Here is a 23,348-nt window from a genome sequence, read left to right on the forward strand (position 1 = left end):
GTGCGTGAATCGCGGATGGCGCGGATGTGAATCGCGAATGGAGCGTGCGTGAGGATCACGCCTCGAGCGGCCAGTACACGCGCAGCAGCGTGCGCGCCGCGCAGTCGTCGAGCTCGAGGACCACACGATCTCCGCCGACGTCCCGGTGACAGCGGAGTGGCGTCTCCTGTCCGGTCGCGAGGTCCGTCGTGCTCGCGAACGCGCTCCCCGCGTGCGCGCCGAGCCCCTCGAGCACCAGCCGCGATCGCCGCGCGCGATAGCGGTTCATCAGGCCGATCCACTCGAAGGGCGAGCTCGCTGCGCCGCGCACGCGCGACGCCTCGTCGAGGCTCCGGCACACACCACCATCGACGCGATAGCGGGTGAGCCCGCCGAGCCCGAGCTCGAGCTGCGCCGGCGTCGCGCGCGCCGGTGACGCGCGATCGAGCGACTCGAGCAGCGCACCGCGCGCGCCTTCGATCGTCTCGACGTAGCGCCGCGGTCCCCGGCCGTTGGGCTCGACGCGGCGCTCGCACTCGTAGTCCCAGCGCCGCGCGCCGAAGCGCCGCGCGTTCATGAGGCGAACCCGCGACTCGTTCGTGATCAGCTTCGGACCGCTGCGCGGATGCGCGCCTTCGATCGGATGGAGGCGCCACCTCGCGCCCTCGCGCTCGGCCCAGACCAGCGGGCGATACGCCGTCTCGCCCGCAGAGCGGCCCTTCCATCCGAACGACACCGCCTCGATCGTGATCGCGTCGCCCTCGAGCTCGATCACGTTGAACGAGGGCCAGAGGCGCGCGGTGTCACGCGGTGACGTCGGGCTCCAGCGCTGCGCCGTCCCCGCGCTCCCCGCCGACACCAGCAGCACGTCGCCCTGCCCTGCCTCGGTCGCCTCGAGCTTGCGCGCGGTCGCGTAGTGCTTGTGGCCGTGCAGCACGAGCACCGCGCGCCGCAGATCGTGCAGCGTCGAGAGCGCCGTGCCCGCGCCCAGCGCGGTCATCGTGAGCTCCTCGCGATCGGCGTGCGCGACGAGGACCGGCAGGATCCGGTGCAACATCCAGCACAGCGCCGGATGCATGCGATGCGTCTCGATGGGACCGAGATCGGTGAGCGGCGTCGGGACGAGGTGGTGGTGCAAGAGGAACAGCACCGGCCAGTCGGGCTCGGCATCGCCGATCTGCGCGGCCGCGTGCAGCAGATCTTCGTGGCGCACCACGCCGCCCGCGCTGAGCCAGCCGTGGGGCAGGTACGTCGAGTCGTAGGCGATCGCCCAGAGCGGCTGCGCGTGGAACGCGGGCGGGACGACCTTCGCGAGGAACGGCGTGTCGCAGCCGTGGATCAACATGCGCGCGCCGAGCGCCTCGCGGACCGCGCGGAAGAGCCCGTCCTGGTGCGGTCCGAAGAGCCCGATCCGGCGGCGATCGTGGTTCCCGGGCACGACGATCGTGGGCACGTCGTCGCCCAGCGCGCGCGTGATGCACTTGTGGAGCGCGTCGAGCTCGCGCACCGCGACGCGAGGATCGATCGTCGCGCTGTCGAAGACGTCGCCGGTGATCGCGATCAGATCGACGCGGCGACCGCGGCGCGCGCGCTCCTTCTCGAGCGCGGTGATCAGCGAGGCCAGGATCGCATCCTGCTCGCGGGGCTCGCCGAGCAGGTGGAGATCGGAGAGGTGCAGGACGAGCGACACGCGCGCGAACTCTCCGCGCACGTCGCGGCGCGCGCGCATCGTGTCGGTGACGAGCGGCGCACGCCTCGGTGACCCCGATTCGTCACCGGCCCGGCCTTGCGCGGCGCGGGAGCGTCGATCGACCATCGCGCGCGTGCGCAGGACATCGAAGGGGGCGATCGCGCTGGGGCTGGTGTGCGGCGCGCTCGCCGCGTGCGGCGACGACGACGCGGTGATCGAGGCCGACGCGGGGACCGACTCGGGCCCACCGCCGAGCTGTCTCGCGAGCGCGGGCGACTTCCCGACGCCCAGCCCGGGCGCGTGCAGCGCGACGGTGCTCGAGGGCGCCACGCTCGCGGCGGGGGCCGAGGGCGAGTCCGGGTGGATCATCCCGGGCGGTGAGCGGCTCGTTCGCGTCGGCCGCAACCTGCCGCCCGGCGGGTTCCCGATGCGCGTCATCGCGGTGCCGGGGACGCGCTACGTCGTCGTGAGCGACGGGGGCCTGCGCGAAGAGACGCTCTCGGTCGTCGATCTCGACACGCTCACCGTCGTGGGCGAGGACGAGTTCGCCTACACCGAGAGCGAAGCGCTCTTCCTCGGTCTCGCGATCTCCGACGACGGCCGGCGGCTCTGGGCGTCGGGCGGCGGCACCGATCGCATCCTCGCCTACGACCTCGATCCCGCGACCGGCGCGATCACCGCGAGCGCGGCGCGCACGATCACGGTGAGCGCGACCGAGGGCCGCGCGTACGTCTCGGGGCTCGCGCTGCGCGACGACGGGACGCTCGTCGCGGCGCTGATGTTCGAGCACGCGCTCGCGCTCTTCGACTCGAGCACCGGCGCGGAGATCGCGCGCGTGCCGCTCGAGGCCGCGAGCTCGCCGTACGACGTGGTGCTCTCGCCCGATGGCGCGACGGCGTTCGTGTCGCTGTGGGCCGATTCGGCGGTCGCGGTGGTCGATCTCGCGACGCGCGCGGTGACCAGCACCATCGCGGTCGGGAAGAACCCGATGGGCCTCGCGCTCTCGCCCGACGGCGCGACGCTCGCGGTCGCGTGCTCCGATTCCGATCACGTCGCGCTGATCGACGTCGCGACGCGCGCGGTGGGCGAGCGCTTCTACGTCGTCGGCGAGGACGCGCCGCGCGGCGCGGCGCCGGGGGCGCTGCGCTTCGGCGAGGACGGTCGGCTCTACGTCGCCGACGCGCTCGAGAACGCGATCGACGTGCTCGAGCGGAGCGGCAGCGCGTGGACGCGCGTCGGCCGCGTGCCGACGATGTGGCACCCGAGCGACGTGCTCCCGCTGGGCGACGTCGCGGGCGGCACCGGCTCGCTGGTGTTCCTCAACGCGCGCCACGTCGGCACCGGCGCGAACACGACGCCGGACAGCACCGACATCACCCAGCTCATGGCGGGCAGCATGAGCGTCGTCGATCCCGGCACGTTCGACGACGCGCAGCTCGCGACGTGGGCGAGCGAGATCGCGGAGAACAACGCGCGCATGAGCGATCTCGTGACCGTCGAGTGCGAGGGCGGTGCGGCGAACGACTTCCCGATCCCGCGTCCCGGTGAGGGCGCGTCCTCGCGCATCCGCCACGTCGTGCTCGTGATCCGCGAGAACAAGACGTACGACGCGTACCTCGGGAACCTCACCGACGAGAGCGGCGTGCCGCACGGCAACGGCGATCCCGCGCTCACGCTGATCCCGGGCGCGGAGATCGATCAGGTGATCCCGAACACGCGCGCGCTCGCGCTCGGGTTCGCGCTCGGCGACAACTACTACTCGCACGCCGAGCAGTCGGTGCAGGGCCACGTGTGGACCAGCATGGGCCGCACCACCGAGTTCGTGGAGCGCAGCTGGCTGACGACGTGGGGCCGCGGCTACTACGCGGTCCCGCCGCAGGGCACCGCATCTCCGCTCGGCTATCCGGAGGAGGGCAGCGGCTTCGACCGACTCGCGCAGGCGGGCGTCACGATCTCGAACTTCGGCGAGATCATCGGCTCGCGCATGGCGCGCCTCGATCCGCGTTATCCGGGGCTCACGTACAGCTACCTGCCAGACGTCGACAAGGCCGAGTTCCTCGGCGGGCGCGTCGAGAGCTGCATGCTGCAGTCGTTCACGTACGTCGTGCTGCCGAACGATCACACGCGGGGTCGCGATCCCGGCGCGCCCACGCCGCGCTCGATGATCGCCGACAACGACGAGGCGGTCGGCATCATCGTCGACCGACTGAGCCACAGCACGTACTGGCCCGAGACCGCGATCATCGTCATCGAGGACGACCCGCAGGACGGCGGCGATCACGTCGACAACCACCGCTCGCCGCTGCTCGTGATCTCGCCGTGGGCGCGGCGCGGGCACGTGAGCTCGACGCACGTCAGCGAGGCCTCGATCTGGCGGACCATCTCGCTGATCTTCGGGATCGAGGAGGACACGCAGAGCCTCGGCTGGCAGCGGGCCGCGCCGCTCTACGACTTCTTCACGTCGACGCCCGACTACACGCCCTACGACCACATCGAGCGTCGCTGGCCCGAGGAGACGAACCCGCGCGACGGCAGCGCCGACGCGCTGCTCAGCGCGAATTACGACTGGTCGCGCCCCGACGAGCAGCCCGGGCTCTCGCGCCTGCTCTGGCGTCACTTCCACGGCGGTGCCGAGCCGCCCTGGCCCGCGGCAGCGGAGAGCCCGTTCGAGGCAGAAGACGACGACTGATCAATCGGGCGCGAGCCCGTCCTCGATCCGATCCTCGCCGCGCTGGCGATCCTCGCTCAGCGCGTCGAGGCGCTGCTCGCGCTCTGCCGCGAGCGACTCGAGCCGCTGATCGCGGCGGCGCTCGATCTGGTCCTCCATCCGCACGCGCTCGCGCGCGAGCTCCTCTTCGAGCTCGGCCTCGCGGCGCATGCGCAACTGCTCGATGCGCTGATCGATCTCGCCGAGCTGCACCTCGCTGTCGTCGGCGACCTGCTGCTCGCGATGCCCGTAGCGCTCCTCGAGCCGCACACGACGCTCGTCCATCCGGCGCTCAAACGCGTTCTCCGCCTCCGAGTCACACGCCGCGCACGAGAGCGCGCCGATGAGCGAGAGCACGATTCCGACGCGCGACATGACGCGACCTCCGCCGCGGAAGGACGCATCCCGCATGCCCGACCACGGAATTTCTGAGGAGAGCAGGAGTGTTAGGAAAGCAGGAGTGGGAGCCTCGAGCTCTCCCTCTCCTGCCTTCCTGCTCTCCTTCGAGGATTTCTCCTCAGAACTGCGCGGTCACGTTCGCGGCGACGTCGATCTGCGTGAGGCTCTCGATGCGGAAGCGCTGCCCGGGCAGATCGATCACCGCGCGATGGTGCGGGTTGATGATCCCGCTGCGGCACGTGCCCACACGGTTCGGATCGTCGCTGCTCGCGTTCGGATTGCACGCATCCGCCTGCGTCAGCCCGTACGACGGCGAGTGGAAGATCGCGGTCGTCACGCCGAAGCGCACGTAGCGCGCGGCCTGGAGCTCGAGCGTGACCTGCCCACCGAGGCGCGCGTGCGCCTGCGTGTCGGTGAGCCCCGTGAAGTCGACCTGCTCGTAGCCCGCCCCCTGACACGTCGCGCCGCCGGTCACGCCCTCGCACGCCGGGCTCGTCAGGTACGGGTTCGTCGACGAGCCGAGCGCGTCGAAGAGCGGCGAGTAGTCGCGCCCCTCGCTCACGTAGTCGCCCATGAAGCGCAGATCGATCGAGAAGCGCTGCCAGTGCTGGCGATCCTCCCACGGCATGATCGCGACGCCGGCGGTGAGCCGCCCCTGGATCGGCGGGCGCTGGTTGATGTACCCCGCGAGGTTGCCGCCCTGGGTGAAGAGGTCCGCCGCGTTCCCCGGGAATTCGATCTGGAACGCGAGGCCGGCGTAGGGCTCCACGTAGCGATCGCGCCACGATCCGCGCGTCTCGAAGCGCAGCGCGTTGGTGCCGCGCGAGATCCCGGGCTCGCTCCCGCCGCCCTGACACACCACGTCGCCGCCGTCGCGACGGCACGCGCGCATCGGCTCGTCGATGTTGAAGCGCCCCTCGAGCATGAGCATCCACGTGGGCGCGTGGGGATCGCGCTGCTGGTTCAGGATCGACCACGCGAGCCCGACGCTCACCCAGTCGAGCCCCGAGCGCGTCGGCGAGCGGAAGCCGTCGCCCGCGGGCACGTCGAAGAGCGGCGCCGGCGTCATGCTGCGATCGAGCAGCACGGTCGAGGGATCGTCGTTGCCGATGCGCGCCAGCGAGCGATCGTCGCTGAGGACCAGCGGGAGCCGCCCGTAGAGCGCGAGGTCGCGGAAGATGCCGATGTCGAGCCCGAAGACGAGCTGGTTCACCTCGCGCGAGTAGTCCGCGACGTCGCGCCACTCCCGCGACATCCGCGCGTCACCCGTGCCCGGCTCGCGCTGGATGCGCCCGAGCTCCCAGGTGCGCACGTAGCCGATCGAGATGTTGAGATCGAAGGGATCCTGATCGTCGAACGCGTCGATCACGTCGACGAACGACGCGGGCTCGCGCATCAGCACCAGCTCGTCGTCGTCCGCCATCGCGCGTGTGGGCACGAGCAGCGCTGGACCTGCCGCGAAGAGCACCGAGGCGAGGGCCACGATCCGTGTGATCACGCGCATTTCGCGGGCGAGGATAGGCAGTGCGGATTCGCAGCGTCAACGGGGCCCAGGCGTTGCTCCTGCCCTGTGCCCGCGGCAGGCTCGCCGGCCCATGACCCGGCCTCAGGTGCGCCTCGGAGACGCGATTTCCCTCGAGACCCTCGACCTCGTCGCGCGCGGCGAAGCGACGGTGGTGCTGACCGACGAAGTGCGCGCCCGCATCGATCGTGCGCGCGCCGCGGTGGATCGCCTCGCCGAGGGTGGTGATCGCGCGCCCAACGTGTATGGCGTGAACACCGGCTTCGGTGCGCTCGCGGAGACGCGCATCGCGCACGATCAGATCCGCGCGCTGCAGCGCAACCTCGTGCGCAGCCACGCGTGCGGTGTGGGCCCGCTCCTCCCGCGCGAGGCAGTGCGCGCGATGATGTTCCTGCGCGCGCAGACGATCGCGATGGGCAACTCGGGCGCCCGCGCGAAGATCGTCGATCTCGTGATCGCGATGCTCGAGCGCGGCGTGCACCCGTGCATCCCGTCGCAGGGCTCGGTGGGCGCGTCGGGCGATCTCGCGCCGCTGGCTCACTTGGCGTTGGTGCTGATCGGCGAGGGCGAGGCCGAGCACCAGGGCACGATCATGCCGGGCGACAAGGCGCTCGCCGCAGCGGGCCTGACGCCGGTCGAGCTCGAGGCGAAGGAAGGCCTCGCGATGATCAACGGCACGCAGCTGATCACCGCGATCGGCGCGCTCGCCGTGATCCGCGGAGAGCGGCTCTGCACGAACGCCGACGTCGTGGGCGCGATGTCGCTCGAGGCGCTCAAGGGCACGGGACGTCCCTTCGATCCGCGGGTGCAGCAGGTCCGCCCGCACCCCGGCCAGGCCACGACCGCCGCGAACCTGCGCGCGCTCCTCGAGGGCAGCGCGATCATGGAGAGCCACCGCGACTGCGGGAAGGTGCAGGACCCCTACTCGCTGCGCTGCATGCCGCAGATCCACGGCGCGACGCGCGACGCGCTCGCGTGGGCGCGCCAGGTGATCGAGCGCGAGATCATCGCGTCGGTCGACAACCCGCTGGTGTTCGTCGACGAGCGCGGCGAGGCGGACTTCGTGAGCGGCGGCAACTTCCACGGGCAGCCGCTCGCCATCGCGCTCGACACCGCGGCGATCGCGATCGCGGAGCTCGCGAACTGCGCGGAGCGCCGCCTCGAGCAGCTCGTGAACCCGGCGATGTCGAGCGGCCTGCCGCCCTTCCTCGCGCCGCGCAGCGGGCTCGACTCGGGCTTCATGATGGCGCAGGTGACCGCGGCCGCGCTGGTCAGCGAGAACAAGGTCCTCTGCCATCCCTCGAGCGTCGACTCGATCCCGAGCAGCGCGGGCAAGGAGGATCACGTCTCGATGGGCAGCATCTCCGCGCGCAAGTGCATGCAGGTCGCGGAGCACGTGCGGACGGTCCTCGCGATCGAGGCGATGGTCGCGGGCCAGGGCCTCGATCTGCGCCTGCCGCTCGAGCCCGGTGTGGGCGTGCGCGCGGCGCACCTCGCGCTGCGCGAGCACGTGCCCACGCTCACCGAGGATCGCGTGCTGCACCCCGACATCGTCCGCTGCTGCGAGCTCGTCGATCGCGGCGTGCTCGTCACCGCGGCCGAGCGCGTCTGCGGTCAGCTGAGCTAAGACAGCGCGATGCAGGTCGACATCCGCGATGCTCGCTTCGTCGCGAGCGCGATGCGGCAGGATCAGCTCCCGCCGCCCGCCTTCGCCGAGATCGCGTTCGCGGGTCGATCGAACGTGGGCAAGAGCAGCCTGATCAACAGGCTGGTGGTGCGGCGCAAGCTGGTGCGCACCAGCTCGACGCCCGGCGCGACCCGCGGACTGCTGCTCTTCCGCACCGCTCTCGCGATCCAGCGCGCGGGCAAGGAGCCGCAGCTCGCGACGCTCGATCTCGTCGATCTGCCCGGCTACGGCTTCGCGAAGCGCAGCAAGGTCGAGCGTCGCTCGTGGGGCCCGATGATCGAGGGCTATCTCGAGAACCGCGTCGGGCTGCGCGCGGTGGTGGTGATCGTCGACGTGCGCCGTGGGCTCGAGGACGACGATCGCCAGCTGCTCGAGTTCCTCGATCACATCCGGCGCCCCGCGGTGCTCGTCGCGACCAAGCTCGACAAGCTGCCCGCGAGCCAGCGCCTGCTCGAGGTCGCGAAGCTCAAGTCGAGCGCGGGACGTCCCGTGGTCGGCGTGAGCTCGGAGACCGGTGATGGCCGCGACCGCCTGTGGTCGCGCCTGATCGCCGCGGCCGGCATCGCGCCCGCCGACCTCACGACGCCGAGCTGATCCAACTCCGCCGCTCTTCCACCGCGCGGGTGTCGCTCGTCGTGAGCGCGCTCACCGGCGCCGTGGGGGTCGCTTGATCTCGTCGCGCCGTTTGTTGAAAGTTCGACTTCCTACTTCTTAGGAGTCGTCGTGACGAACCGCCCGCTTTCGGCGCTCTCGCTGCTCGTCGTGCTCGCCCTCGTCGCCTGCGACGCGGAGGACGAGGCGTGCCCCGCGGCGCCGTTCGCGACCCCGGGCCCGTTCGTCGCCGGGGTCACGACGCTCGACGTCGACGGGCTCGCGGTCGAGGTCTGGTACCCCGCGACCCCCGGAAGCGAAGCCGGCGCGCCGCGCGACACCTACGACATGCGCGACCTGCTCCCGCCCGAGCTCGCGCCGTCGATCCCCGAGGACGCGCCGACGACGTTCGCCACGCCCGCGCACCGCGACGTGCCGATCGCCAGCGGCCCGTTCCCGGTCGTGTACTTCAGCCACGGCCTCGGCGGCTATCGCCAGCAGTCGTCGGCGATCACCGCGCACCTCGCGTCGTGGGGCTTCGTCGTCGCCGCGCCCGAGCACGCCGAGCGGAACCTCGCGACCGTCCTGCTCGTCGCGATGGGCACGCCGGGCGTGTCGATCAGCGACGACGCGTACGATCAGATCCTCGCGGCGCACGCGCGCCTCGCGATCGAAGAGCGCTTCGCGGGCGCGCTCGATCTCTCGCGCGTCGCGGTGATGGGCCACTCGGCGGGCGGGGGCGCGGTGCAGGCGCTCGTCGATCGCTCGCCGCTCGAGGCCGACGCGTGGATCGGCATGGCGACGGTCGCTGCGCCGCTCGAGTCGACGGTGCCCGGCCTCTTGCTCGGAGGCAGCCTCGATCAGCTCGCGACCGTCGCGTCGATGGACGAGCTCTTCGATCACGACGTCGTCGCGTCGCCCGCGCGGCTCGTGCGCATCGAGGGCGCGGGACACCTCGCCTTCAGCGACATCTGCGTGATCGGCCGCGAGCGCGGCGGCGTGCTCGCGATCGCGCAGGAGGCGGGCCTCGAGATCGACGAGCTCGTCGTGACCCTCGCGACCGACGGATGTCAGCCGCAGGCGCTGCCCGCCGAAGAGGCGTGGCCGATCGTCGGTCACTACGCGGTCGCGCACCTGCGCGACGCGCTCGGCGCGACCACGCCCGCGACGCCGATCACCGGGCTCGAGCCCGACGCCGCCGCGTGCTTCGGCGCGCGCATCGGACGCAACGACGCGCGCTGAGAGCGCGCCTGGAGGGGGACGATGAAGAAGGTCGCGCTCGCGTGGCTGTGCTCGCTCGCGCTCGTCGCGTGCGGTGGTGGGGACGACGATGGCCCCAGCGGAGTCGATGGGGGTCGAATCGGCGTCGACGCGCAGGTGCCTCCAGGCATCGACGGTGGCCCGCAGCCCGATGCGTGGGTCGCGCCGGGCACCGATGCGGGCGGTGTCGACGCGTACGTCGCGCCCGGCACCGATGGCGGCGGAGGAGGTGGAAGCGAGCGCGATCCGCGCCTCCAGACCGATCCCGATCCCGGCGAGGTCGGCTGCGGATCGATGACGTGCAACGTCCCCGCGCAGACGTGCTGCACCCAGCTCTCGGGACAGAGCTGCGTCGCGCCGGCATCGTGCAGCGGGGGCCTCGCGGCGCCGGGCAACTGCGACGGCCCCGAGGACTGCAGCGGCGGCCAGCTCTGCTGCGCGCCGACGGGCCTCGCGGACCTGACCACCGGCACCACGTGCGCGGCGTCGTGCGGCTCGCGCCACCAGATGTGCCAGACCGACGCCGACTGCAGTGGCGGCGCGACCTGCCACACGTGCCGTCCGCCCGGCGGAATGGGCGGCGTGGTCGGCCTCTGCAACGCCGGCGCGAGCTGTCCCGGCTCGTACACGTCGCTGTGATCGCGATGCGCACGCCGATCACGATCGCGCTCTTCCTCGTCGCGTGCGGCGCCGAGACGCCCGGCGCCGGGCTCGAGGTGCGTCCGGGCGAAGGCATCGGACCGGTGCGGATCGGCATGCGCTACGCCGACGTGCGCGAGGCGCTCGGTCCGCTCGAGGGCGCGTTCACGAGCGATCGTCTCGCGTTCGGGCGCTACGCGTCGCTCGGGCTCGAGGTCGTGCTCGTCTCGAGCGAGGACGCGAGCGTCAGCGACGACGCGATCGTGATCGGCGTCGGCGCGCTGAGGAGCGACGGATTCGTCGGTCCCGTCGTGCCCGGCATGACGCGCGACGCGCTCGAGGACGCGTTCGGCGAGCCCGACGACGAAGCGGGCGACACCGCCTTCTACGTCGAGGGCTTCAGCGTCGAGCGCGACGGGGACGCGGTGCTCGAGGTCGGCGTGTTCCGGCCCTACGCGCACGAGCCCACGCCACCTCCGATGCGCGCCGCCGCGACACGACGGGAGGGCACGTGAGACGGCTCGCGACCACGCTGATCCTCGCGGCGATCACGATCGCGAGCGATGCACGCGCCGAGATCGAGATCGACGGCGAGCGCGTGGAGGTCATCGACATGCACCTCCACCCCGGGCACTACGCGAACATGGCGACCGAAGGTCGCCGGTTCATCACCGAGAGCCTCCCGCCCTTCGCGAGGATGTACGCGCCCGCGCTGATCGAGACGCTGCTCGATCCCTACGGCGAGCACGTCGGGATCCGCGCGCAGACCGAGATGGCGGGCGTCGATCACGCCGTGCTCTTCGCGGTGTACGCGCCGCGCTCGACGGGCTTCTACACGAACGAAGAGCTCGAGCGCGTGCTCGACGACCCGCGCAACGCGGGCTGGGCCTGGGGCATGGTCAGCATCGACTACGAGGGCTTCCTCGACGAAGGCGTCGCGCAGCCGCGCCTCGACGCGCTCGCGTCGTACTTCGAGCGGCGCCCCGATCTCTTCGTCGGCATCAAGCTCGCGCACGCGCACCAGGCCGTGACCCTCGACGACACGCGCTACCTCGGCGTCTACGACGTCGCGGCGCGCTTCGGCGTGCCGGTGCTGCTCCACACCGGATTCAGCCCATTTCCCGGCACCCAGACCGATCCTGCGTACTACGACCCCGAGGGCCTCGAGTCCGTCGTCACCGCGTACGACGGCGCGCATGGAATGCCGCGCGTCGACTTCGTCCTCTCGCACGTCGGCCAGGGCGATCCGCGCGCGGTCGAGCACGCGCTCGCGCTCGCCGAGGCGCACGACAACGTGTGGCTCGAGATCAGCGCGCTGAATCGCCCTTTCCTCCTCGACGACGAGGGCGAGCCGATCGCGAGCACCGAGCCGCAGTATCCGGCCGTGCTGCGCAGCATCCGCGCGCGCGGCCTCGTGGAGCGCACGCTCTTCGCGACCGATGGGCCGCAGTTCTCGGGGATGGTGCGCAGCTACGTGCAGCGGATGGTCCTCGGCATGCGCGAGGCCGAGTACTCGCTGGGCGAGATCCGCCGCGTGACGAGCGGGACCTTCTCCCGCCTGTACCTGCAGAGCGAGTGAGGAGACGACGATGACGCCGAGGACGATGCTCGCGCTCGCGATCGCGCTGAGCGCGTGCGACGAGCGCGCGACCACCACGATCGACGGGGGCGACGACGCGCGCCCGACATCGACGCGCGGCACGATCACCGGGACAATCCTCTACGCGGGGAGCGGCGCCGGTCGTCTCACCGTCGGCGTGTGGCCGCAGACGCCGCCCGCGGGCCCACCCAGCGAGATCTTCGTGCGCGACGATCCGACGTTCCCGATCGACTACGAGCTCACCGGGCTCGGCGTCGGCACGTACTACCTCGGCGTCGTGCTCGATCTCGGCTCGAACCATCCGACGATCCCGGGCGCCGAAGATCCGCGGATCTTCCCGAGCGATCCGATCGTGATCGAGGGCGGCGATGCCCACGACGTCGACGTCACGCTGATCGATCCGTGACTGCTCTTTACGCCCTCGCCGGGCGACGCCATCATCCGCGCTCGAAAGCGAGACGTCGGACGTTCGATGGACGAGGACTCGGAGCTCGAGGATCACGGGCGCCGCGTGAAGGTGAGCGCGCTCGCGAAGATGTCGGGCGTCCCCGCGGCGACGATCAAGCACTACGTGCGCGAGGGCCTGCTCCCGGAGCCGTCGCGGACCAGCAAGAACATGGCGTACTACGACGTGTCGCTGGTCCCTCGCATCAAGAAGATCAAGGAGCTCCAGCGCACGCGCTTCCTGCCGCTGAAGGTGATCAAGTCGGTCCTCGACGAGTCCGAGCTGGAGAGCGAGGACGAGACCGTCGGCGCCACGATCGCGCGGGTGCTCGAGCAGACCGCGCCCACCGAGCGCCGGACGCGCGAGGAGCTGCTCGCAGCGGGGATGCCGAAGGAGCAGCTCGACTGGCTGCGCGGCGCCGGGCTGATCACGCCGCTCGCCGAGACGAAGGGCGAGGTCTACGCGGGTGACGATCTCGAGCTGCTGCGCGTGCTCGGCGCGTCGCGCAAGGCGGGGATCAGTGCGGAGATGCTCCCGGTGACGATCCTCGGCGAGTACGCGCAGGCGCTGCGCGCGCTCGTCGAGATCGAGCTGCGCATGTTCCGCGACGGCGTCATGCCGCGCGCGGGAGAAGATCTTCCGGGCCTCACCGAGGCCGCGACGACGCTCTCGGAGCGCCTCGTCGTGCTGCTTCGTCGGCGCATGCTGGTGCCCACGATGCGCGCGCTCGCCGAGGAGGCGAAGCGCTCGCGCTCGAGCCCGCCGCCCGCCACGACGAAGCGCCCGCGAGGCAAGAGCGGCTGAGGGGGCGCCTCACGTCTCGAGACGCAAGCGCCCGTCGAGACGCGCGCTCCGACCGAGACGCGCGCGCCCGTCGCGACGCAGCCCCCGCCGAGACGCAAGCGCCCGTCGAGACGCGCGCGCCGCCCGACCAAGAAGCGCGCCGCCCGAGACGCAAGGGGGCGTAGGGCCCCCCGCGCCAGCGCGGAGCGGCCGGGGGTCGACAGGGGGGCGGAGCCCCCCGGGGCAATCAATGCGTCGCGGTCGACGCGTGGCCCGAGTCGGCGAGGAAGCGCGACCGGCCGCGGCCCTGCAGGTAGCTGCGCATCGTCGTCGGCACGCGGAGCATCCACGCGTGCAGCTGCGGGCGGACCAGGCCGCCGAGGATTCCCTCGTCCACCGCCGCGAGGATTCCCCACGTCACCAGCGTGCGCCCAGGGTTGTCCGGCCACTCGCTCAGCGTCATGAAGCCGCGCGCCGAGCGCACGTCGTTGGGGCGCGTCGCGTCGAGGTCGAACGTCAGATCGTGGCGCCCGTCGGCGAAGCGCAGGCGCAGGTGGTACGCGGCGCGGATGAGCCCGTACGCGTGCTCGATCCGGATCACGCCCTCGTGCTCGCCGCGCGACACGACCGAGACCGACTCGACCTGCGGCAGCAGGTTCCCGTAGTTCGCGGGGTCGCGCACCGCGCGCCAGACCTCGGCGAGCGGGCGATCGACGGTCTGGAAGCTCGTGCCGCCGAAGTGCACGAGGTTCCCGCGCTGCTCCATCCGACGGCGCGCGATCAGACGGCCCGCCGCGAGCACCGAGCGCTCGGCGTCGGTGAACCCGCGATCCTGCGCGCCGATCGTCTCCGCCGTCGAGAGCGGCAACAGCACGCCGAGGGCGCATGCGAGGGCCGCGGTCACGGCCGCGCGGCGAGCGAGACGCATCGACGGAGAACGATGAGGGATCACACGCGACGACGCCAGGAATAATTGCCCACGACCTGGGCCAGTCAGCGGCACACGGGGACCTGTCGCTGGGCGCGCCCCGGCTCGAGGACCAGCGGCAGCGCGAAGTCGAGATATCCGCCCGGCGCATCGAACCCCAGCTCGAGCGCCGCCCGCGACAGACATGCCCGCAGCGCCGCGTCGCCGGTCGAGTCCTCCATCACGCACGCGTCGCTCACCCGGCCGTCCGGGGCGATGCGCACCGCGAGCGAGACGCGACCGCCCGCGGCGCCCGGCCCCGTGCTCGTGCCGACACAGAGCTCCGCGCTCGACTGCAGCGGCGCGAGCGCCGCGCGGATCGACGACGCCGGCAGATCGCCGAGCGGCGCGTCCTCCGTGAGCGCCGGCAGTCCGTCGGGGCAGAGCTGTCCGCGCTCCGCGGTGCCGTCGATCGCCGGCGGCGCATCGGGCAGGCGGGTGCCCGCCGCGAGCGGCACCGCGAGCGTGATCCGCCCCGCGAGCGACGCCGGCAGTGCCTCGAGCAGCGAGACCAGCGTGGTGATCGGCACGCGCGCCTCCGCGGTCACGACGACGAGATCGAACGCGCTCCACTCGGTGTGCTCGATCACCCACGCCACGCGCGACGGATCGCGCTCGCCGCCCGCCTGATCGCTGCGCCGCGTGTAGACGCCCTCGGGCGTGAGGAAGAGCGCGAGCGCGGTGCCGCGCGTCGGCGGCAGCGTGGTGCTCGTCGCGACGAGACCCATCTGCGCGGCGCCGGTGCCGTAGCTCCCGTAGCGCGTGAGCACGCGGACGGGCCCGGGATCGTTCGCGAGTCGTTGATCGAGATCGGCCTCGGGCTCGGCGAGCGGGCGCACCGCGACCGCGAGATCGGCGCGCAGCTCGAAGCCGCTCGGCGTCACGGCGATGAGGCACGCCGCGTCGGACTCCTGGTCGCGACGATCGTCGAGGGTGCGCGCAGCCGCGATCAGATCCGCGAACGTCGCGTCGCGCGCGAGCGTGCGAGGCGACGTCGGGATCGTGCTCGGTCGCTCCTCGCGCGGCGCGGGCGCTTCGGGCGCGGTCGTCGGGGCCGTGGTCGAGGACGCGCCGCCGCATCCGACGAGCAGCGCGGCGAGCGCGAGGTGATGGGCACGCACGACGCCGAGCGTAGTCCGTTTTCTTGCGTCGTCGCGCTCGCGCGAAGTACTGCCGATCGCGATGCGTCGCAGCGCCGCCGTGCTCCTCGCGATCGCGATCGCGCTCCTCGCGACGGTCGCGCGCGCCACGCCCGGCGATCACGACGATCCGCGCCCGCGACGCGCGCGTCGCGCGACGCCCTCCACGTCGGTCGGGCTTCCGTTCCGCGGGCGCCTGCGCAACGGCGTGCTGCTGCGCGAGTCCGAGCACGTGCGCTACGCCGGTGAGTACCGCGAGGGCGGGCGCTTCTACGGCACCGACGAGCTCGTGCAGCTGATCGAGCGATCCGCCGCGCGCGTGTCGCAGCGGCTGCCCGGCGCGCGCCTCTCGGTGGGCGAGCTCTCGGCGCGACAGGGAGGTCGCGTCAGCGGCCATCGCTCGCACCAGAACGGGCGCGACGTCGACATCGCGTTCTACATGATCGATCGCGACGGTCGTCCCTACGACCCGTGGGGCTTCGCGGCGTTCGATCGCCACGGCAACGGGATGCCGCCCAACGACGCGCTGCGCTTCGACGACGCGCGCAACTGGGAGCTCGTCGCGCGCCTGGTCGCCGATCCCGACGCGCGCGTGCAGTACGTCTTCGTCGCCGACACGCTGCGCCGGCGCCTGCTCGCGACCGCGCGCCGCCGCCGCGCCCCCGCGTCGATCGTCGCGCGCGCCGAGCAGCTCCTCGTGCAGCCCTCGCACGGGCACCCGCACCGCAATCACTTCCACGTGCGCATCTACTGCCCGCCCGCGGATCGACCGACCTGCGAGGATCGCGAGCCCTTCCACGCGTGGTACCCGGGCACGCCGCCGCGCAGCGAGAGCGCGAGCGCCGAGGACGCCGCCGACTGATCGTCGGCTCGAGGCGCGAGCGCGCATCCTCGGAAATCGCCGCCGCCCCACGGATCCACTAGGCTCGCGCGCATGCGCGTGCTCCTTCGCGATGCGACGATCATCGACGGCACCGGCGCCGAGGCCGACGCGGGCGACGTCCTGCTCGAAGACGATCACATCGCCGAGATCGGCGCGACCACGCTCGCGCCCGACGAGGTGATCGACGCGCGCGGGCTCGTCGTCGCGCCCGGCTTCATCGACGTGCACTCGCACTCCGACTTCACGTTGCCCGGCGACCCCGAGGCGCGCGCGAAGGTGATGCAGGGCGTGACGAGCGAGGTCGTCGGCAACTGCGGCCTCGGGCTCTTCCCCTCGAACGAGACGGTCGAGCGCTTCTACGCGCTCCTCTCGCCGATGCTCTTCGGCGAGCCGGGAGGCGGATGCTTCCGCGACATCGCGTCGTACCGCGCGCGGCTCGAGGAACGCGGCGTGAGCGTCAACGTCGTGCCCCTCGTGCCCCACGGCAACGTGCGCTGCGAGGCGATGGGGCTCGCGGAGCGCGCCGCGCGTCCCGACGAGATCGCGCGCATGCGCGACAGCGTCGACACGAACATGCGGCAGGGCGCGTTCGGGCTCTCGACCGGGCTCGTCTACGCGCCGGGCGCGTTCGCCGACACCGAGGAGATCGTCGAGCTCGCGAAGGTGAGCGCGGCGCACGGCGGCATCTACGCGTCGCACATGCGCGACGAGGGATCGCGCCTCGTGCAGTCGGTCGAGGAGACGCTGCGCATCGGACGCGAGGCGAAGATCCCCGTGCAGATCTCGCATCACAAGGCGGCCGGTCGCTGGAACTGGGGCAAGGTCGAGACGACGCTCGCGATGGTCGATCGCGCGCGCGCCGAGGGCCTCGACGTGCACAGCGACGTCTACCCGTACACCGCGGGATCGACGGTGCTGAGCGCGATGTTCCTGCCGCTCTGGGCGTTCGAGGGCTCGCAGGATCGACTGCTCGAGCGGCTGCGCGATCCCGAGGTGCGCAAGCAGATCGTGGAGGGCAGCAAGGAGCGCATGATGAAGCTCGCACAGCTGCCGGGCGTGCTCGATCGCATCGTGCCCAAGCGCTTGATCCTGCCCTTCGTGCTCTTCGAGCTGAGCCGCCTCGTGGTGGTGAGCTCGCTGAAGAACCAGCAGCAGTACGAGGGCATGACGCTGCGCGAGATCGCGAAGGCGCGAAAGCAGAAGCTCTACGACATGCTGCTCGATCTGCTGGTCGAGGAAGAGCTCGCGATCGCGGCGATCGCGCACGTGATGAGCGAGGACGACGTGCAGCGCGTGATGGCGCACGACGCGACGATGATCGGCACCGATGGCTTCCCGCAGCGCGAGGGCAAGCCGCACCCGCGCGCGTTCGGCACCTATGCGCGCGTGATCGAGCACTACGTGCGCGAGCGACGTCTCTTCGGGATCGAGACCGCGATCCACAAGATGACGGGCATGGTCGCGAAGAAGCTCGGGCTGCGCGATCGCGGTGTGCTGCGAGCGGGCGCGAAGGCGGACGTGGTGGTGCTCGACGCGGCGAGAGTGAAGGACCGCGCGACGTACGCGAGCCCGAAGAACCACCCCGAAGGCATCGTGCACGTGTTCGTGAACGGCGTGCACACGGTGAAGGACGGGAAGCACACCGGAGCGCGCGGCGGGCGCGTGCTGCACCGCGCGGCGGGCTGACACGCGCGTGCCGTCGACTCCACGCTCACCACCGTCGCCGCGCTGACGCGCGTGCAGTCGCCTCTGCTTCTGCCAATCAGGGCGACTGCGCAGCAGAGCCCGAACCGCGAGCGTCCGGGCCGCGGCGAAGCGCGGACCGGACGCTCGCCGCCTCAGCCCAACCAAGCGAGACGGCAGAACCGCGGTATCCGGCGCCTCTCACCGAGACCTATCCAGACGTCCACCCCTCGCACCAAGACCAGTTCCCCCCGGCCGGCACCATGCACACCTGAAGATCGAACCGCGGCCAGCTCCACCCCCGAGGCACGTAGAACACCACCCGTCGCGCCCCCTCGATCACCCCACGCACCGATCGGATCTCGGTGTCGCTCACCATCCGATCGCGCCGCACCCGCAGCGCCCAGGTCGCGCCCTCGGGCGCATCGCGATCGAGCGTCGCGACCACCGTCGTCGCCTCGTCGTCGCGCGCCGTCACCGCCGCGCCCGCGCGCGGCAGCGCCTCGATCGCGTCCGCGTGATCGCGCGCCACCTCGTCGATCACGCGCTCCATCGCCCCGCGCGCCGCGACCTCGCTGCACCCGATCGACTGCAGCGCGTCCTGCCACAGCGCGAGCGGCTCGAGATCCTGCGGCGCATCGCTGCGCCCGATCGCGCGCATCACGTCGCCCACCGCGCGCTCGCCGCACGCCCGCGCGATGCCCTCGGTGAGCACCTCGCCCAGCGAGTACGCGAGCGACGTGTCGAAGCGCTGCCGCAGCGACTCGTCGTCGAGCACGTCCTCGAGCTGTAGCCGATGCCGCGTCCATCCCGCCGCCGCGACGATGCGCGACTCCGTCAGCGCCGCCTCGTTCGGCACCACCTGGTACGCGACCCACTCCGCCGAGCCCTCGACGAACGCGCGCGTCCCGCGCTGCGTCATCAACCGTCGATCGGACTCGCGCCCCTGCAGCACGTGCGTGCTCTCGTGCGCGAGCACGTGGCGCAGCCGCACCTCGTCGTCCTGCCCCACGAGGCCCATCCGGATGCGCGTCCCCGCCGCGATGCCCTCGTGGTGCGCGCTCGTCTCCGCGAGATCGACCGTGATGAACGGCACCTCGCGCGCTCCGACCACGCGCGCCACCGATTCCGCGATCTCGTCGGCGCTCCCCACCAGGCGCAACGCGCGCGCCCGCAAGTTCGTCGGGTACACGAACGCGTAGTGCTCGGTGCGCGCCTCCGCGGTCTGCCACGCGATGCCCTCGGGCTCGTCGCTCGGCATCCCGTCCTCCTCGACGGAGCGCACCGCGAGGAACGTCATCACCGCGAGCCCCGCGAACACGACCAGCGCGGTGCCGCACCCGAACGCGATCGCCGCCCCTCGCGCGTCGCGCTTCGGTGCCAGCGCGTCGCGCAGCTGCTCGAAGGGACCCATCCACACCGCGTACGAGATCCCCAGCGCCGCGATCGCGATCGGCACGTGCACCGCGATGTCGCCCCACGGCACCAGCAGCACCTGCCCGCGGTACGCGAGCCGACAGATCGACGCGGGGTTCAGCCACGCGAGCGAGGGCTCGATCTCCTCCGCCGCGAGGATCACGAACATCACCAGCGCGTACGGCAGCAACCCGAAGCGGCGCATCGTCGACGCGAGCACGCCGTGCGCGTAGAGCACGAGCACGAAGGTCGCCTGCAGCGCGCCCGCCCCGACCGCGACGTCGAGCCGGAACTGATCGCCGATGAAGCTCTGAGGGTTCGGCAGCTGGAGCAGCCAGTTCGTCACCTGGCCGAGCGCGGTGAAGAACACCAGCACGCCCGCGCCCGCGAGCATCTTCGCGCCGAAGATCGCGCGCCGCGTCACCGGCAGCGAGCGCAGGAAGTCGATCGTCCCGTCGTCGTGCTCGCGCGGGAACGCGGCGTACGCGACGGCGAACGCGACGAGCGCGAGCATGAACGCGAGCTCGCCGCCCTCCCCCGGATCGATGCTCGCGATCGACGACCAGGTCGCGACGTCGAGCTGCTCGGTGAGCGGGCGCGAGATCACGTCGCCGCTGATCGCGAAGAAACACAGCAGCGCGTGCGGGGCCAGCGCGCGCAGCTCCTTGCGCAAGAGCGCGATCACGGCACCTCCACGCGCGCTTCGGCGAGACGCGCGGGCGCGCCGAGCGGCGTGCCCTCGAGGTCGAGCGCGACCCACACCCGCGAGCCCGGCCCGTAGCGGCCCGGCAGGCGCATCTCGATCGAGCGCTCGCCGTCGGGCCACGCGCGCTCCTCGCGCTGCGGCTCCCATGGCCAGACGAAGTCGTCGAAGGGCCCGTCGTCGAAGTGCGCCAGCGAGACCGTCGTGCCGGGCGGCGGCGGACGATCGAGCGTCGCCCGCGCGACGATCGTGGGGAGGCCGTCGATGATCTCCACGTCGATGCGCGCCTCGACGCGCGGCACCCACGCGTCGCGGTGGCTCGCGCGCAGCGACGCGAGCCGCGCGTACCACGCCTCGATCAGCGCGCGCTCTTCGATGCCCGCCACCTCGCGCAGCGTGCGCGACAGCGGGTGCAACCAGCCGTGCACCACCGCGCGGAAGTCGTCGGGCGGCTCCTGCCCGTACAGCGCGCGCCCCAGCGCGAAGACCGCGTCGCGCCCGCGCTGCTCCTCGAGCACGTCGATCCCCACCGCGGCGAGCGCGCCCGCGACGCGCTCGCCTTCGCGCTGGATCGTGCGATCCCACGCGCGCAGCCGCGACGCGTCGGGCCCGCGCTCGCGGGTCGCCCACAGCGCGCGCTGCACGATCGTCTGCGGCAGCTCGGCGTCGTCGCGATGCGGCCACCACGCCGCGATCCCGTCGCGCGGCCACTCGATCGGCTCCCACAGCGCGCGCCCGCCGGTCGCATCGTCGATCACGAGCCCGACGATCTCCGACAGCAGCGCGTCCTCGTCCCACTCCGGGCCGCGACGATAGTTCGCGCGCACGAGGATCCCGTCGTCCTCGCCGAGCGTCACGCGCTCGAACGTCGTCCCGTCGAGCCGCTCGGAGAGCGCGACGCGCACCTTCGGCAGCGCGTCCCAGCCCATCGCGTCGCGCAGCGGCGGTAGCTCCCTCGTGAAGCGGGCCATCAGCGCCTCGGCATCGGGCAGCGCGTCCTCGGTGCCGTACATGATCTCGATCGGCGCATCGCTCGCGCGCAGGACGCCGCCCTCGGGCCACTCGTAGGGCGGACGCTGGTTCGGCGGCGAGAGCTCCACCCACGCGATCAGGATCGCGATCACGACGATCGCGAGGGTCACGCCCTCGCGCATGCTCATCCGCTTCGCGAGCGTCTCGGCGACCGACCCCTCGCGCACCGTCGCGAGCCCGATCGCGAGCAGCGCCCAGCCCACCGCGAGCGCGAGCGTCACGAGCAGCGGCTCGACCGGCCAGCGCGTGCGCTCGAGCACGAAGTCCTCGGCGACCAGCGCGATCGGCCCGAAGCGCGACACCTCGAGCTCGGTCGCGTCCGCGACCAGCGCGAGCCCGATCCCGATCGCGAGGTAGAGCGGCACGCGCAGCCGCCCGAGCAGGCCCATCGCGGTGAACCAGCACATCCCGAAGAGCGCGTAGGTCGCGGTGCGCGCCGCGAGGATGCCGACGAAGAGCGCGTCGATCGGCTCGCGCGTGACCGCGAGCACCAGCGTCGCGCCGAGCGAGCCCAGCGCGAGCGCTTCGATCACCAGCACGCCGAGCACGAGCTTCACGACGATCACGTCGGTGCGCCCGAGCGGCAGCGCCTCGAGGAAGCGCTGGGTGCGCCCGTGGTACTCCGCGACGACCAGCCGATTGCCGAGCGCGAGGCCCAGGACCGGCAGGAAGAACCGCATCAGCCAGGCGTGCACCTCGAGGTACGTCACGGTCGCGGGCTGCGCGAGGATGATCAGCGAGAGCAGCGCCCACGCGATGCCCATGAAGAGCACGAGCATCGCGAGCGCGACCGCGTGCTCCGCGACGTCCTTCAGCGCCAGCGCGGCGATGCGCTTCATGCGCTGCGCCGCACCATCGCGATGAACACTTCTTCCAGCGGGAGCAGCTCGATCACCGCGTCGGGGATCATCGGTGCGAGCGCGTCGAAGCGCCCCGGATCGTCGCTCTCCACGACGATGCGGCGCTCGCCCTCGCGCACCTCCTCGTGTCGCACCGCGAGCTGCAGCTCCGTGATCGCCGCGTGCAGCGGCGCGGGATCCGCGAGCTCGCTCGCGCGCACCACTCGCACGCGCTGCACCAGCTCGTCGATGCTGCCCTCGTAGCGCGTCCTTCCCCCGTCGACGACGCCGACCCGGTTCGCGACGAGCTCGATCTCGTCGACGAGATGGCTCGAGAAGAACGTGGTGCGCCCGCTGTGCTCCGCCTCGTGCCGCACGATCTCGAGGAACTCGCGGCGCGCGACGGGATCGAGCCCCGCGGTCGGCTCGTCGAGGAGCAGGAGCGGCGGGCGATGCGCGAGCGCCAGCGCGAGCGCGAGCTTCACCTTCGTGCCGCCCGAGAACGTGCGGATGCGCTGCGCGCTCGGCACGTCGAGCACGCGCAAGAGGCGCGTGTACTCCGCGTCGTCCCACCGCGGGAAGAACGAGCGCACGAAGCGCGCGATCGAGACCGGCGTCATCCAGCCGTAGAACGACTGCTCCTGCGCGACGTACCCGATGCGCTGTCGCCACGACACGAGGTCGCGTCCGCCCGCCTCGCCGAACATCCGCACCGAGCCCCCGCTCGGCCGCGTGATGCCCATGAGGATGCGGATGGTCGTCGACTTCCCCGCGCCGTTGCGCCCGAGGAACCCGTACACGTCCCCGGGCCGCACGGTGAGATCCAACCCGCGCAGCGCCTCGATCGCGCCGTAGCGCTTCGTCAGCCCGCGCACCTCGATGACGTCGGGATCCACGCGCCACGCGTTCTAACACGCGTGGCCGGCGTCACCTCTTGTTGTAGCGGGCGAGGTAGTGCGCGAACGCGTCGTCGAGCACGCGATCGAGCCGCGACTGCTCGCGCGGATCACGCAGCTGCTTGACGACGATGTTGCGGAAGTGCTTCGCGATCTCGCGCGCCGCCGCGGCACGCTTGTCGGGCGGCATCGAGCCGATGCTGTCCGCGGTCGTCGAGTGCTCGACCTGCCACGCGCGCACCGCCATCAGCCAGAAGCCGCGACACGGGAACGGATCCAGCCCGATCTTCGTGCCGACGAGGTTCCCGAGATCCTTCACCAGCGCTTCTTGCACCGGCTGGAGCTGGACGCTCTCGTAGGCCTTCGCTGCATCTCGAACGGCGCCGGAGTCGAACTCGAACATGCAGTGTCCCCCTCTCGCGCCTCCAGACTATCCGAGGTCGGGGGACCAGCGATACGGAGTCTCCGCTCGTGCTACGCCGTCCGGT

The 23,348-nt window shown here is 72.0% G+C and carries 20 protein-coding genes; 11 read left to right on the forward strand and 9 right to left on the reverse strand.

Going from position 1 to position 23,348, the window contains the following annotated elements:
• Window positions 1-55: 55 nt before the first annotated feature.
• Window positions 56-1,708, reverse strand: a complete 1,653-nt coding sequence (locus I5071_RS19140) for a metallophosphoesterase family protein (protein ID WP_236606916.1) — start codon at window positions 1,706-1,708, stop codon at window positions 56-58.
• A gap of 94 nt (window positions 1,709-1,802) precedes the next feature.
• On the opposite strand from I5071_RS19140, the gene I5071_RS19145 reads away from it, so the two are divergent.
• Window positions 1,803-4,358, forward strand: coding sequence for a bifunctional YncE family protein/alkaline phosphatase family protein (locus I5071_RS19145; RefSeq protein ID WP_236606917.1), 2,556 nt, complete (start codon window positions 1,803-1,805; stop codon window positions 4,356-4,358).
• Here the strand turns inward: I5071_RS19145 and I5071_RS19150 are convergent, their stop codons facing one another.
• Together I5071_RS19150 and I5071_RS19155 are read right to left on the reverse strand one after the other, a co-directional pair.
• Window positions 4,359-4,751: a hypothetical protein gene (locus I5071_RS19150; RefSeq protein WP_236606918.1), complete on the reverse strand. Its 393-nt coding sequence runs from the start codon at window positions 4,749-4,751 to the stop codon at window positions 4,359-4,361.
• Between the two features lie 142 nt (window positions 4,752-4,893).
• Window positions 4,894-6,258 (reverse strand): hypothetical protein, encoded by a 1,365-nt coding sequence (locus tag I5071_RS19155; protein ID WP_236606919.1) that lies wholly within the window; start codon window positions 6,256-6,258, stop codon window positions 4,894-4,896.
• Window positions 6,259-6,370: 112 nt separating this feature from the next.
• Here I5071_RS19155 and hutH point away from each other — a divergent pair, with 112 nt between their 5' ends.
• The 8 genes from hutH (at window position 6,371) to I5071_RS19195 (ending at window position 13,323) form a co-directional block, all read left to right on the forward strand.
• Window positions 6,371-7,924 (forward strand): histidine ammonia-lyase, encoded by a 1,554-nt coding sequence (hutH, locus tag I5071_RS19160; protein WP_236606920.1) that lies wholly within the window; start codon window positions 6,371-6,373, stop codon window positions 7,922-7,924.
• 9 nt (window positions 7,925-7,933) lie between these two features.
• Window positions 7,934-8,578, forward strand: a complete 645-nt coding sequence (gene yihA / locus I5071_RS19165) for a ribosome biogenesis GTP-binding protein YihA/YsxC (protein WP_236606921.1) — start codon at window positions 7,934-7,936, stop codon at window positions 8,576-8,578.
• Between the two features lie 129 nt (window positions 8,579-8,707).
• A complete protein-coding gene (locus I5071_RS19170) occupies window positions 8,708-9,817 on the forward strand; it encodes an alpha/beta hydrolase family protein (RefSeq protein ID WP_236606922.1) in 1,110 nt (369 codons plus the stop codon).
• 21 nt (window positions 9,818-9,838) lie between these two features.
• On the forward strand, window positions 9,839-10,474 hold the full coding sequence (locus tag I5071_RS19175) for a hypothetical protein (RefSeq protein ID WP_236606923.1): 636 nt from the start codon (window positions 9,839-9,841) through the stop codon (window positions 10,472-10,474).
• A 5-nt stretch (window positions 10,475-10,479) separates the two neighbouring features.
• Window positions 10,480-10,989 carry a hypothetical protein gene (locus tag I5071_RS19180; protein WP_236606924.1) on the forward strand — a complete coding sequence of 170 codons (510 nt, stop codon included), beginning with the start codon at window positions 10,480-10,482 and terminating at the stop codon, window positions 10,987-10,989.
• Window positions 10,986-12,053: an amidohydrolase family protein gene (locus tag I5071_RS19185; RefSeq protein WP_236606925.1), complete on the forward strand. Its 1,068-nt coding sequence runs from the start codon at window positions 10,986-10,988 to the stop codon at window positions 12,051-12,053. The genes I5071_RS19180 and I5071_RS19185 overlap by 4 nt, the downstream gene beginning before the upstream one ends.
• A 10-nt stretch (window positions 12,054-12,063) precedes the next feature.
• Window positions 12,064-12,480, forward strand: a complete 417-nt coding sequence (locus I5071_RS19190) for a hypothetical protein (protein ID WP_236606926.1) — start codon at window positions 12,064-12,066, stop codon at window positions 12,478-12,480.
• Between the two features lie 66 nt (window positions 12,481-12,546).
• Complete coding sequence (locus I5071_RS19195) at window positions 12,547-13,323, forward strand: MerR family transcriptional regulator (RefSeq protein WP_236606927.1); 777 nt, start codon at window positions 12,547-12,549, stop codon at window positions 13,321-13,323.
• A gap of 226 nt (window positions 13,324-13,549) precedes the next feature.
• Here the strand turns inward: I5071_RS19195 and I5071_RS19200 are convergent, their stop codons facing one another.
• Window positions 13,550-14,230, reverse strand: coding sequence for an SRPBCC family protein (locus I5071_RS19200; RefSeq protein WP_236606928.1), 681 nt, complete (start codon window positions 14,228-14,230; stop codon window positions 13,550-13,552).
• 65 nt (window positions 14,231-14,295) lie between these two features.
• Window positions 14,296-15,390: a hypothetical protein gene (locus tag I5071_RS19205; RefSeq protein WP_236606929.1), complete on the reverse strand. Its 1,095-nt coding sequence runs from the start codon at window positions 15,388-15,390 to the stop codon at window positions 14,296-14,298.
• 61 nt (window positions 15,391-15,451) lie between these two features.
• Here I5071_RS19205 and I5071_RS19210 point away from each other — a divergent pair, with 61 nt between their 5' ends.
• Window positions 15,452-16,270: a penicillin-insensitive murein endopeptidase gene (locus tag I5071_RS19210; protein ID WP_236606930.1), complete on the forward strand. Its 819-nt coding sequence runs from the start codon at window positions 15,452-15,454 to the stop codon at window positions 16,268-16,270.
• A gap of 72 nt (window positions 16,271-16,342) precedes the next feature.
• Window positions 16,343-17,977 (forward strand): N-acyl-D-amino-acid deacylase family protein, encoded by a 1,635-nt coding sequence (locus I5071_RS19215; RefSeq protein ID WP_236606931.1) that lies wholly within the window; start codon window positions 16,343-16,345, stop codon window positions 17,975-17,977.
• Window positions 17,978-18,185: 208 nt separating this feature from the next.
• On the opposite strand, the gene I5071_RS19220 is transcribed toward I5071_RS19215, so the two are convergent.
• The 4 genes from I5071_RS19220 to I5071_RS19235 are packed head-to-tail and all read right to left on the reverse strand — an operon-like array spanning window position 18,186 to window position 23,263.
• Window positions 18,186-20,075 carry an ABC transporter permease subunit gene (locus I5071_RS19220; RefSeq protein ID WP_236606932.1) on the reverse strand — a complete coding sequence of 630 codons (1,890 nt, stop codon included), beginning with the start codon at window positions 20,073-20,075 and terminating at the stop codon, window positions 18,186-18,188.
• Complete coding sequence (locus tag I5071_RS19225; RefSeq protein WP_236606933.1) at window positions 20,072-21,964, reverse strand: hypothetical protein; 1,893 nt, start codon at window positions 21,962-21,964, stop codon at window positions 20,072-20,074. The genes I5071_RS19220 and I5071_RS19225 overlap by 4 nt, the downstream gene beginning before the upstream one ends.
• On the reverse strand, window positions 21,961-22,860 hold the full coding sequence (locus tag I5071_RS19230; protein WP_236606934.1) for an ABC transporter ATP-binding protein: 900 nt from the start codon (window positions 22,858-22,860) through the stop codon (window positions 21,961-21,963). The genes I5071_RS19225 and I5071_RS19230 overlap by 4 nt, the downstream gene beginning before the upstream one ends.
• Window positions 22,861-22,891: 31 nt before the next feature.
• On the reverse strand, window positions 22,892-23,263 hold the full coding sequence (locus I5071_RS19235) for a hypothetical protein (protein ID WP_236606935.1): 372 nt from the start codon (window positions 23,261-23,263) through the stop codon (window positions 22,892-22,894).
• Between the last annotated feature and the right edge of the window lie 85 nt (window positions 23,264-23,348).

The organism is Sandaracinus amylolyticus, from assembly GCF_021631985.1.
Lineage (GTDB): Bacteria > Myxococcota_A > Polyangia > Polyangiales > Sandaracinaceae > Sandaracinus > Sandaracinus amylolyticus_A.